The sequence below is a fragment of the Asaccharospora irregularis DSM 2635 genome (assembly GCF_900129815.1).
GTDB classification, from domain to species: domain Bacteria; phylum Bacillota; class Clostridia; order Peptostreptococcales; family Peptostreptococcaceae; genus Asaccharospora; species Asaccharospora irregularis.
On record NZ_FQWX01000002.1, the window covers coordinates 137988 to 150770 of the forward strand.

Consider the following 12783-nt stretch of genomic DNA (forward strand, 5'->3'; position numbering starts at 1 on the left):
GAGAAAAAATGTTAAATATAAGCAATGTACTAGTTAGTCTAGTAGGAATAGCAGTAGCTATATCAGTTCATGAGTTTGGGCATGCTTATTCTGCCCATTTACTAGGAGATGACACCGCAAAGATGCATGGGAGAATGACACTAAACCCTGCTAGGCATGTAGACCCAATTGGTCTTATATCTCTTTTAATTCTTCGTATAGGTTGGGCAAAGCCGGTGCCAGTTAATCCTAATAACTTTAAAAATTATAAATTAGGAAACTTCTTAGTATCTATTGCAGGAGTAGTATGCAATTTACTTATGGCTATAGTGTGTATAACAATTAATAAATATGTAAAAATGTATGCAATTAATGAAATAGCATACGCAACAATGATTTATAACTTAGGGTTTGCTGCATTTAACTTGCTGCCAATACCACCTCTTGATGGTTGGGGAGTTGTATCAACTTTTATACCATATAAGTGGAATGAATATGTATATAAGTACGAAAGTTATAGCAATATAATATTTATAGTTGTCTTAATTACAGGTGTGTATGGTTATATATTAGCGCCAATACAAACTGTATTATGGGCAATAGTTAGTTTATTTGCATAAGAGAATTCTTATATAGAGTAAAAGAGGCAATTAATATGAAATATAATATACAATTACAGGTTTACGAAGGACCACTGGATTTACTGTATGATTTGATATCTAAACATAAAATCGAAATAAAAGACATCTCTATTATTGAAATAACAAAGCAGTACCTACAGTACTTAGAAATGTTGGATAAGATGGATTTGGAGATAACTAGTGAGTTTATAACTATGGCATCTAAGCTTCTTGAAATTAAATCAAGATATTTACTGTATAAACAAAAAGATGACGAAGAAGAGGATCCAAGACTAGAACTTATTGAGAGACTAGAAGAGTACAAAAAGTTTAAACTAGCTTCACAAGAGATAAAAGAAAATATAGATTACACAAGAGAAGTATTCTATAGAAGAAAAGAAGAAATAATAATAGATGATAACCTAGATTTAGAGGAGATATCAATAGAAGCAATAAAGAACATACTTCCTCATATACTAAAAGTTAAAAAGATTGAAGAAGACGAAGAAAAAACTGATAATAAGCTAAATAAAATAGTAAGAGGTAGAGTAGTTTCAGTAGAAGAGAAGATTGGTTATATAAGAAATATAATAAAAGAAAAAGTAGAAATTAAATTTAAAAATATTATAAGTACATATGAAAAAGATGAAATAATAGCCACATTTTTATCTTTACTTGAACTTATAAAATCAAAAGAAATCTCTGTTGAACAAGATATATTTTTTGATGATATTTTAATAAAGAAAAACTTGGAGTATTAAAATGAAGCGAGAAGAGATAAAGTATATTATAGAATCTATTATGTTTGCTTATGGAGAGCCTATAAGTATAAAAGAACTTAATTATATAATAAATGAAGAACTTTCAGCAAAAGAAATAGAATTTATGTTAAATTCACTTATAGAAGAATACAAAGAAAATAATAGAGGAATACAAATAGTTAAATTAGAAAATAAGTACCAAATGTGTACAAATAAAGACTATTCAATTTTTATAAAGAAAGTTTTAGAACCAAAAAAGAAAAAAACTCTAAGTCAGGCAACTTTAGAGACATTAACTATAATTGCATACAAACAACCAATAACAAAGGTTGAAATAGAGAATATAAGAGGGGTCAAATGTGACAAGGTTATTCAGACCCTTTGCGACAATGATCTTATAATGGAGGCTGGAAGGCTTAACAAGATAGGTAAACCTATAATATATAGAACTACGGATGAATTTTTAAAGTTACTAAATATAGAAAAATTAAGCGATCTACCGCCTATTGAAGATTACGAAGAAAGTGAAACTATTTAAAAGATATATAATAAAAATATATATTAATCTTAGAATATATATGGATATTTTAAGGAAGCATAAATTTAAACTATTAAAAATGGTTAAAGTTATGCTTCCTTATTTGTGTGCAAAAAAACGTTGATATTAAAAATATATACAGAGACAACTAAAAGTGGAAGTGACATGTATTTTATAAAAACAGAATTTGTTTAATTATAAACAAATGAACATAAATAAACAAAAATATTGACAATATGACATGAAATATGTAAATATATAAATATAAACGAACATAAAAGAACGATAACAAACATAAATGAACATAAATAAAAATATATAAAGAGGGGGTAGGAAGTAAAATGTTTCAAATTGAAAGACATAAAACAATATACAACTACTTGCTTGATCATAAAAATGCAACAGTAAATGAGTTATCAAAGCTGTGCAAAGTATCGCCAATTACTATAAGAAGAGACCTAGATAAAATGGAAATCGAAGGTTTTATAACAAGGGTATTTGGTGGTGCAGTAGTAGATTCTAACATCGTACCGGAAGTTACATATGAGGAAAAAGAAAAAATATGTATAAAACAAAAAGAATCTATAGCAAAAGAAGCAGCAAGCCTAGTATCAGATAATGTAATAGTGATACTAGACTCTGGAACCACTTGCATGGAAATTGCAAAACAATTAGTCCATAAAGAAAATCTAAAGGTAATAACTACAGATATACTAATAGCTGCATATCTTATGAAGTACAAAAATATAGAGGTATATTGCTCAGGCGGAAGGGTACAATCACAAGTTGGATGTTGTGTAGACAACACATCAGTAGACTTTTTTAATAGTATAAATGCAGACGTATGCTTTGTAGGGGCTGGCGCAATAAACAAGGAGTTTTCACTATCTACGTTTACAAGCGAAAAAGTAAAAATCAAACAGGCGATGATGAATGCAGCTGAATATAAGGTTTTAGTAAGTGATGACTCTAAATTTAACAAGAAAAGTTTTTGCAAGATATGTGATTTAGCTGATTTTAACTTAGTTATAGTAAATGACAATATAGATAAAAATCTAAAAAACAATCTTGAAGAAAGTGGAGTAACCTTAAAATTAGTTTAGATTAATGGAGGAAAAAGATGAAGTTATATGTAATAGCAGATGACCTTACAGGGGCTAATGCTACAAGTGTTTTATTAGCTAAAGAAGGATACAAATGTTCAAGTTTTATAGATTCAAACTTACTAAATGATGAAAGTATGGATAAATATGATGTAGTTTCGGTAAGTACAGATAGTAGAGGTGTAACAAGTAGTCAGGCTTATGAAAGTGTTAAAAATGAAGTTGATCGTGTAAAATATAAAAATCCAATGTACACAAAAAGGGTAGACAGTACATTAAGGGGTAATATAGGTTCGGAAATAGATGCAGTTCTAGATAGTATAGAAGATAGTATAGCTATAGTAGTAGCATCATACCCAGATTCAGGAAGAATATCTATAGGTGGATTTTTATTAGTAAACTCTATACCTTTAGAAAAAACTCTGGCAGCGAAGGATCCAAAGTGTCCCGTCGATAATTCAAAAATAGTTGAAATAATAAAAAAGCAAACAAAATACAATATAGATGAAATCGGAATAAACGAAGTAATGCAGGGAGAAGTTAATTTAAGTGAAAAAATAGTAGGTTTAAGCAAAAAAGGAAACAGAATAATTGTAATAGATGCTGTAACAAATGAAGATATCGATACTATAGCTAGGGCATCTAAACTAAGTAAACTAAAAATAATCGCAGTGGACCCAGGACCATACACAAAAAGTTTAATGAATGAAAACTGGGGCGGCTCTTTTTTAGAACAAGGTAAAAAAGTATTTTTTGCAATAGGAAGTGTATCAAAGACAACAATAGGTCAGATAGAACATTTAGTTGTAAGTAAATCACCCCAACTAGTTAAAGTAGATGCTAAAAAACTTATAAATGATAAGTTACACCAACAAGAAATAGATAGGGTTATGGATATAATCAAAGAAAAATTAAATGATAATAAGTCTAACATATTAGGTATAGCTACTACAACTAGAGAAGATGAAGTGTTAAATCTATCAGAACTATCGAAAGAGTTAAATATAGATGAAGAGTCCATATCTGTAAAAATAAACAAGGGACTTGCAAAAATAACAGAATTAGCTCTACTAGAATCAAAATCATCAATAGGCGCATTATACACAAGCGGTGGGGATGTAACTATGGAGGTTATGAAGAGGTTAAATGTAGAGGGAATAGATATAAAAGATGAAGTTATACCTCTGGCGGTATATGGAAGATTTATAGGCGGTAAATATCCTAATATGCCTGCAGTTACAAAGGGCGGACTTATAGGAGAAAAAGAAACACTATCAATGTGTATAGATTATTTATTAACTAAAATATCAACTCAATATTATGTTAAGTAAACTTTATGACAATAGAAGGAGGAAGAAAAAATGGAAAAACCATATATAGGAATACCACTAGGAGATCCAGCAGGAATAGGGCCTGAAATAGTAGTGAAATCAATAATAAAGGGAAGTACAAATAGCTATTGTAACCCAGTAGTAGTAGGGGATAAAAAAGTAATACAAAAAGCGATAGATTTATGTGATTTAGATTTAAAAATTAATGTGATAGACAATGTAGAAGATGGAAATTACAATACAAGCACTTTAAACTTAATTGATTTAGACAATATAGAAATGGATAAGTTTGAATATGGAAAAGTAAGTGCAATGTGTGGAAGGGCTGCATTTGAATATATAGAAAAGGCAATAGAACTTGCCATGGATAAAAAATTAGATGCAATAGCGACAACTCCAATAAACAAAGAGTCATTTAAAGCAGCAAAAGTACCTTATATAGGGCACACAGAGGTATTAGAAGACTTAACTAAAACACATAATCCTTTGACAATGTTTCAAGTACACAATTTAAGAGTCTTTTTCCTAAGCAGACATATATCTTTGAGAAAAGCATGTGACTTAGTAAAAGAAGAAAACATGTACGATTTTATAGTAAGATCAAAAGAAGCTTTAGAGGACTTGGGTATAAAAGATGCTAAATTAGCAGTGGCAGGACTTAACCCTCATTGTGGAGAGCATGGTTTGTTTGGAGATGAGGAAAGAGAAATAGAAAGAGCAATACAAAGGGCTAAAGAAAAAGGTATAGATGTAGTAGGGCCAATAGGAGCAGATTCAGTATTTTTCTTTGGATTACAGGGCAAATACGATGCAGTATTATCTTTATATCATGACCAAGGTCATATAGCTACTAAAACAGTAGATTTCCATAGAACAATATCTATAACAAATAATATGCCGTTTTTAAGAACATCAGTGGATCATGGGACAGCATTTGATATAGCTGGTAAAAATATAGCTGATGAGATAAGTTTAGAAGAAGCAATAAGGCTAGCCGCAGAATATGCGCCGAATTTCAAAAAATAAAATTTGACATAGGAGGGGTTTAAATTATGGAAGGAATAACTGTATCAGGTCCTCAAATACTATTAGGACTTGGAGTAGGAATAGCACTGTTAATACTTATGATGTTAAAGACTAAGATGCATCCATTCTTAGCTATGATAATATCAGCATCAGTAACAGGACTTATAGGTGGTATGCCAGCGACAGAAGTTGTAAACAGTATAACCAAAGGATTTGGTAATACTTTAGGAAGTATAGGTATAATAATAGGATTTGGTGTAATGATGGGAGAAATATTTGAGGTATCAGGAGCAGCAAAAAAAATGGCTCAAATATTTGTAAAAAAACTTGGGAAGGGTAGAGAAGAATTAGCCTTAGCTATAACAGGATTTTTGGTATCTATTCCAATATTCTGTGATTCAGGGTTTGTAATACTATCTCCCCTTGCAAAATCAATATCTAGAAGTACAGGAAAATCAGTTATATCATTAGGTCTATCATTAGCACTAGGACTTGTTATAACTCACTCATTAGTACCACCGACACCAGGACCAGTAGGAGTTGCAGGTATATATGGTGCAAACGTAGGAACAGTGTTATTATTAGGAATAATATGTGCAATACCAATGACTTTAGCAGGACTTACATATGCAAAGTATTTAGGTAAGAAAATGTATAGAATACCAACAGAAGATGGAGAAGGGTATACTACAGAATTTAACCAAGCAAAAACAACAGAAATGTTAATAGATGAAAACGAAAAGTTACCATCAGGTATGATGGCCTTTATGCCGATAGTTGCGCCGATAGTATTAATACTAATAAATACAGTAGTAACACAAATGGGTTATGAGGGGTCATTAGTTGAATATATTAAGTTCTTTGGTTCTCCAGTTATAGCAGTTGCAATAGGATTAATAATATCTATATATGGACTTGGAGCAAAGTATGATAAGAAAGAAATAACAACTGTAATGGAAAAAGGTATAAAATCTGCAGGAGTAATAATGCTAGTTACAGGTGCAGGTGGTGCATTAGGAATGATAATAAGAGATAGTGGTGCAGGAGATTATATAGCATCGTTGATAGCTCAAACACCATTGCCAGCATTTATAATACCATTTGCAATAGCCTCAATAGTTAGATTAATACAAGGGAGTGGTACTGTTGCAATGACAACAGCAGCATCTGTAACAGCTCCTATGATGGCAAGTCTTGGATTAAGTCCAGAGATAGCAGTATTATCAGCTTGTATAGGATCATTAGTATTCTCTCATTTCAATGATTCATACTTCTGGGTTGTAAATAGAACATTAGGAGTTACAGAGGTAAAAGAGCAAATAAGAGTATACTCTATAGCTAGTACAATAGTATGGGCAGTAGGATTTGTAGAACTTATAATATTAAATATATTTATATAAAAATATAATAGAAAATAATCTAAAGAGGCATCTGTTTAAAAGGTGCTTCTTTTTTTGTTAAAACTAAATAAGAGGTTTAGTAGTTTTAGAATATTATCTAAATTGAGTGAAAATCTTAGTATAAATAACTGTTTTTTAGATGATAATATAAGTATGAAAAATAATGGAATACTTACTGGAAATTATATTTTTTTCATGGTATTGATACTTTTGATAATAATAGTAGGATTTTTTGCATTAGTTGCAAATATTGTATTGACCATAAGAATTAAAGATAATGATATAAAGATCAAGCTAAACACAAGATTATTACTTAACTTAATAGATATAAATAGACAACTTTACCCACCTAAACAAACAAAAAAAATTAAAAAAAGAGGAGGCAAAAAAAGACATTTCAACAAAAAACTAAGGGCTGAGGACATTCAAGAAATTTATAGATTTATAAGAAAAATAGAGGTATACGACCTTTATTCAGATATAGAGTTTGGAAATAGCAACGTAGGTTTTACATCATTCATATACGTATTCATTAATTTTATATATGGAAATATAATTTCCATAATAAATCCTAGAAAAATATACTTAAATGTGCTACCGGATTTTACTAAAGACTATTTGGTTGCAAATATTAAGGTACATATAAGACCTAAAATAAGAAATTTGATACTAGTGTTTATAGTTATAAAAAAAATAAATAAAAATAATAAGGAGGTTGCAAATAATGAGGGCAACAGGTTCAATACAAAAGCTTATGGAGACAACTCTTGAAACTATAAAGGGTTCAATAGACGCTAATACAATAGTAGGAGATGCTATTAAGACTGATACCACAGTAATTGTACCTATATCAAAGGTGACAATAGGTTTTGGAATAGGTGGAGGAGAGTATTCAAAAGGGTATGACAATTCAAAACGAAATACTATGAATATTGAAGAAAAAACAGATACAAACTTTGCAGGTGGAAGTGGAGGAGCAATTTCAGTACAACCAGTTGCATTTGTGGTAGTAGAGGATGGAGAAACAAGGGTAATGAGCTTGGATGATAATATAAATATAGTAGATAATATATTGGCTGTTACTCCTAGAGTTATAGAAAAAATTCAAAATTTAACTAAAAAAAATAGTGAATGCAAAAAGTAAGTAGGATTTCTAAGTTTAAACTATTTTTAATGGATAAAATTGAGTTGGAATAAGATACACGTTATAGTATAATGTAACCAATTATAAGTAAATACATTGAATGAAAAATGTAACCAACTATTAAATAAAGATATAGAATGAGAAATTTAAAATAATACAGTAAAAATAGTTAAAGTCTAATAATAACGGGGGGATAAAATTGAAAATAAGATGTATAGAAAACAAATTAGAAAGATTAAATAGCAATATATTAGCAGTTAGTTTATTTAAAGAAGAGAAAATAAATACAGATATCGAGGAAATAGAAATTATAGCCAATGATTTTGATGCAGAGTATGGAAAATTTGAACTTTCTAAAGTCTTAATCAACGATAATTTGATAGACATATTCCTAGTAGGAATGGGAAGAAGAGAAGATCTAAATAACGAAAAGCTAAGAGTTCTAGGGGGAAATTTATCTAGAAAAGCAAAAAATATAGCTAAGGATAAGGGAAAAAATCTAGATATAATAAACCTTAATCTAACTCAAGAAAACATTGGTGCATTTGCAGAAGGAATTTTGCTTGGTGATTATAAATTTGATAAATATAAAAGTGAAAAGTGTAATGGTATTATAGAAAATGTAAACTTATATTCTGATATAGATGCTACAGAACAATTAAAAAGAGCTGAAATTATGGCAAAATCTACTATAATAGCTAGAGATTTAGTAAATGAACCTTCAAATGTTATATATCCAGAGACATTGGCAAATGAGGCAATAAGATTAGGAGAGGAATATGGATTTGAGGTTGAGGTATATGAACAGGGTAAGATAGAAGCCTTGGGAATGGAAGCATACCTATCTGTTGCAAGAGGCTCTAGTAATAAACCTAGATTTATAGTTATGAGATACTTTGCAGATAAGGAAAACGAAGAAATTTTAGGACTAGTTGGCAAGGGAATTACTTATGATACAGGAGGATATTGTATAAAATCACGCTCATCTATGTTTGATATGAAAACAGACATGGCTGGAGGTGCTAGTGTAATAGGAGCTATGTGTGCCATAGCAAATCAAAAATTAAATAAAAACGTAGTCGGTGTTATAGCTGCATGTGAGAACTCCATATCTGGAGAAGCATACAAGCCAGGTGATATAATAAATTCTATGGCAAAGAAAACTATAGAAGTGGGAAATACGGATGCAGAGGGAAGATTAACTTTAGCTGATGCAGTTTACTACATAATAAACAATGAAAAGGCTAATAAAGTTGTGGACGTCGCTACTTTAACAGGAGCTGCAATAGTTGCTCTTGGAACAATAGCTAGTGCTGTTGTTACAAACAATGAAGAATTTTATAAAGAGGTAGAAGTTGCAGCACAAAAATCAGGAGAGAAAATATGGAAGATGCCTGTATTTGATGAATATAAAAAAATGATCAAAGGTCATGAAACTGACCTTAAAAATGCACCAGGTCAAGAAGGTGGATGTATAACAGCTGGTTTATTTGTAGGAGAATTCGTAGGAGATACTCCTTGGGTACATATTGACATAGCTGGTCCAAGTGTAGTAGAAAAAACAGAAGGATACAAGTACAAGGGTGCTACAGGTGAAGCTGTAAGAACCTTATACTATTTAGCTGAGGGTAAATAGTACTTATAAATAATAATACTTATAAATGTAAATAGACCTAGATGAAGTTTAAAATATTAGAACTTTATCTAGGTCTATTTTATTTTTATATTATCTACTGCGTCTATTGAATTTGAAGTTTAAATCTCTTGCCTTGAATATAAAAATAGGTATATAGGTAGCAGTAGTTATTATGATGAATACTAAAACACTAGTCAAATCATAGTTTGAAAAAGCATATGGGTAACTTGAAAGTGTAAAATTATTCAACATAAATATAAATGAAAAACATATGAAACACATTATAAAATTATCTCTGATAGCATATTTATTGATTTTGAATTTTCTAATTTCTACCATATAAACGGCAGCATATATCAGCAAACATTTAGATGCTAAATACAGAAAGAAACTGAAATTAGGAAACTCGTAAGGTGGATTTTTAAATAAAATCAATTCACCTAACGAACAAGCTATACTCCAAGAGAAAAATACGTTAAATAGATGGTACTGTTTATATAATAATATCAACAAACATATGTATGCACTAAACCGACTGATTTCAATTGGCAAAGATGTTAATACACTATAATTACCTTGGTAATATAATGAAAGTTGTTGAGATATTATCTCTAGAATTATCAATGAGCATATTATCTTTTCAACTAGATAACTATATGGAAGTAAATTTTTAGTAAGCTTAGGGCATATGTATAAAAACATTGAAAAAATCAAAAGAAGAATTAAATGATCTTTAGAAAAAAGAAATATATTGGCCATATTAAATTCGCTCCTGTAATAAATTAAAAATATATTTATATTAATATATTCAAAACTACTCTACTTTTTCCACTTTATTTTTGTAGTCTTTGATTGTATTGATAAATTCAAGTGATATATGTAACAAAATAGATTAAAAATAATAAATTAATACTATACGGTTTAGACAATTGAAAAATATCATTTTAAGGAAGTGGATAACTTGGAGAGGTTAAATTATCAATTATGTGCAGATGCAGGGAGTGAGTACTGTCCGTGTCACCTTGCATACTCAGGGGATTGTATAAAATGTAGCTTAATAAGAGGTGAAAAAGTTTGTAATTGTATGTGGCAAGGGGTATGTATTTATAATGAAGTAGAACGTAGTAAAAATTCTCCAATGAATGAAAGAAAAGAGTATTTATGTAGTGTATATGAAAAAGAAGAACTTTCAAAAAATCTTTATCTATTAAAAATACAGGTACCAAAATTTATGATAAGAGATTTATGCTCTCCGGGATCATATGTTCTTTTAAAAGGTAAAGAGAAAAAACAAGACATGTTTAATTCACCTATATCAGTTATGGATGTTGATTTAGAAAATAGTTCCATAGAGGTTATTATTAGAACGGAAGGGATAAAGACAAAGTCGGTAATAGGACATGATGAAGTATGGGTAAAAGGGCCATATTTTAATGGTGTATTTGGAATAAAGGATATAAAGACTACTTCAAACTCTAATTGTGTTGTAGTTTTAAATGGATTATCTCAAGTAAACTCTATAAACATCATAAAAAATCTACTAAGGAATAATAATACTATAAGAGCATTTATAAATAACCAGGCAGTAATTTTAGATAATGTTATAGATAAAATAACTAATCTAGGTGTTAAAATTAATCCTATAAATATGGATTTAGATGAAGAGAGGGAATTCCTGAGAGATTATTTAAACAGAGAAGATGTAAAATTAGTATATAGTAGCGGATGCAATGGTTTTAATAGACTTGTAATGAATACTGTAGACTCAGTAAGCGAGGATATTAAGCTTGTTATATCAAATAATAATTTAATTTGCTGTGGGGAAGGAGTATGTGGAGCTTGTACTATAGCACTAGATGGAGAACAAGTAAAATCATGTAAATCTCAGGTTGATTCTAGAAAAATTTTAAAAGCTTCAATTTTGTAATAGGGGGGAGACTTAATGTCTAAAGTTATTATTATTGGGGGAGGATGGGCTGGATGTGCTGCAGCTATATCAGCTAAAAAGGCTGGAGCATCAGTCACAATACTAGAAAGAACAGACTTGTTATTAGGACTTGGAAATGTTGGAGGAATAATGAGAAACAATGGAAGGTACACAGCAACAGAAGAGGCTATAGTATTAGGAGCAAAAGAATTATTTGAATTAACTGATAAATATAGTACTCATAAAGACATAGACTTTCCAGGACACAAACATGCGACAATATATAATGTAACTAAAATTGAAAAACCTGTAAGAGATATGATATTAGATATGGGAATAGAAGTAAGGTTTTTTAGTAGAGTAGTCGATGTTGAGTTAGAAGATAATAATATAAAAAAAGTTATATTAGAAGATGGAGAAAAATTAGAAGCAGATGCGTTTGTTGAAACAACAGGTTCGTCAGGACCTATGGGCAATTGTACAAAATATGGAAATGGATGTGCAATGTGTGTACTAAGATGTCCGGCCTTTGGAGGAAGAGTAAGTATAACTTCAAGATGCGAAATAGAGGATATGATAGGCCAAAGAAAAAACGACGAATATGGGGCATTTAGCGGTTCTATGAAATTACTGAAAGAATCTTTAAGTGAAGAAATACAAAAACAACTAAATGAAAATGGATGTTCAGTGGTGCCATTACCGGATGAATTAGTAAATGCAGAAAAGCTAGACATAAAAGTGTGTCAGCAATACAACCTACCAGAGTTCTCAGAAAATGTAGTGTTGATTGATACAGGTCACGCTAAGTTAATGGCACCGTTTTATAATTTAGAAAAGTTAAGAAGTATCCCGGGATTTGAAAATGCAATAATAGTAGATCCATACGCTGGAGGAAAGGCAAACTCTATAAGATATTTATCTGTTGCTCCAAGAGATAATTATATGAGGGCTAAGGGAATAGGTAATTTATTTGTAGCAGGTGAAAAATCAGGATTTTATGTAGGGCATACAGAAGCAATATGTACTGGAAGTCTTGCCGGTCATAATGCTGCCAGAAAATCTATAGGAATGTATCTACTACAACTACCAGACAATATCTTAATAGGTGACTTCATATCATATTCCAACAAAAAAATGAGTCAAGAGGGTGGAAAGAAGCTTAGATTCACATTTGCAGGAAGTTTATACTTTAAAAGAATGAATGAACTTGGATTTTATACTACTGATAAAGATTTAATATCAGAGAGAGTAAAAAAATCAGGGCTAGAGGGAGTTTTTGATAAAAAAGTAATAAAAAGTGTGAATTGCACCCTATAAA

The 12783-nt window shown here is 30.3% G+C and carries 13 protein-coding genes; 12 read left to right on the forward strand and 1 reads right to left on the reverse strand.

All coding sequences use genetic code 11. The annotated features are described in order from the left end of the window. The first annotated feature begins 8 nt into the window (after positions 1-8). From BUB34_RS01675 to BUB34_RS01720, 10 genes are all read left to right on the forward strand, one after another. Positions 9-599 (forward strand): site-2 protease family protein, encoded by a 591-nt coding sequence (locus BUB34_RS01675; protein WP_084120088.1) that lies wholly within the window; start codon positions 9-11, stop codon positions 597-599. A gap of 35 nt (positions 600-634) precedes the next feature. Then, a complete protein-coding gene (locus BUB34_RS01680; protein ID WP_073123609.1) occupies positions 635-1360 on the forward strand; it encodes a segregation and condensation protein A in 726 nt (241 codons plus the stop codon). A 1-nt stretch (position 1361) separates the two neighbouring features. Then, positions 1362-1898: an SMC-Scp complex subunit ScpB gene (scpB, locus tag BUB34_RS01685; RefSeq protein ID WP_073123611.1), complete on the forward strand. Its 537-nt coding sequence runs from the start codon at positions 1362-1364 to the stop codon at positions 1896-1898. A gap of 341 nt (positions 1899-2239) precedes the next feature. Then, on the forward strand, positions 2240-3001 hold the full coding sequence (locus BUB34_RS01690) for a DeoR/GlpR family DNA-binding transcription regulator (RefSeq protein ID WP_073123613.1): 762 nt from the start codon (positions 2240-2242) through the stop codon (positions 2999-3001). 17 nt (positions 3002-3018) lie between these two features. Next, entirely contained in the window at positions 3019-4332 is a 1314-nt protein-coding gene (locus BUB34_RS01695) for a four-carbon acid sugar kinase family protein (protein ID WP_073123615.1), read from the forward strand. A 30-nt stretch (positions 4333-4362) separates the two neighbouring features. Beyond that, a complete protein-coding gene (pdxA, locus tag BUB34_RS01700; protein ID WP_073123617.1) occupies positions 4363-5358 on the forward strand; it encodes a 4-hydroxythreonine-4-phosphate dehydrogenase PdxA in 996 nt (331 codons plus the stop codon). Positions 5359-5384: 26 nt separating this feature from the next. Further along, positions 5385-6758: a GntP family permease gene (locus BUB34_RS01705; protein ID WP_073123619.1), complete on the forward strand. Its 1374-nt coding sequence runs from the start codon at positions 5385-5387 to the stop codon at positions 6756-6758. Positions 6759-6812: 54 nt separating this feature from the next. Further along, the gene (locus tag BUB34_RS01710; RefSeq protein ID WP_084120091.1) at positions 6813-7529 is read left to right on the forward strand and encodes a hypothetical protein; all 717 of its coding nucleotides are present in this window, start codon (positions 6813-6815) and stop codon (positions 7527-7529) included. Continuing rightward, complete coding sequence (ytfJ, locus tag BUB34_RS01715) at positions 7483-7902, forward strand: GerW family sporulation protein (protein ID WP_073123621.1); 420 nt, start codon at positions 7483-7485, stop codon at positions 7900-7902. The genes BUB34_RS01710 and ytfJ overlap by 47 nt, the downstream gene beginning before the upstream one ends. Positions 7903-8101: 199 nt before the next feature. Continuing rightward, entirely contained in the window at positions 8102-9538 is a 1437-nt protein-coding gene (locus BUB34_RS01720; RefSeq protein WP_073123623.1) for a leucyl aminopeptidase, read from the forward strand. Between the two features lie 90 nt (positions 9539-9628). On the opposite strand, the gene BUB34_RS01725 is transcribed toward BUB34_RS01720, so the two are convergent. After that, the gene (locus BUB34_RS01725; protein WP_073123625.1) at positions 9629-10297 is read right to left on the reverse strand and encodes a TMEM164 family acyltransferase; all 669 of its coding nucleotides are present in this window, start codon (positions 10295-10297) and stop codon (positions 9629-9631) included. Positions 10298-10490: 193 nt separating this feature from the next. On the opposite strand from BUB34_RS01725, the gene BUB34_RS01730 reads away from it, so the two are divergent. Both BUB34_RS01730 and BUB34_RS01735 read left to right on the forward strand, forming a co-directional pair. Next, the gene (locus tag BUB34_RS01730) at positions 10491-11465 is read left to right on the forward strand and encodes a sulfide/dihydroorotate dehydrogenase-like FAD/NAD-binding protein (protein WP_073123627.1); all 975 of its coding nucleotides are present in this window, start codon (positions 10491-10493) and stop codon (positions 11463-11465) included. A gap of 15 nt (positions 11466-11480) precedes the next feature. Beyond that, on the forward strand, positions 11481-12782 hold the full coding sequence (locus BUB34_RS01735) for an FAD-dependent oxidoreductase (RefSeq protein WP_073123629.1): 1302 nt from the start codon (positions 11481-11483) through the stop codon (positions 12780-12782). The last annotated feature ends 1 nt before the right edge of the window (position 12783 follow it).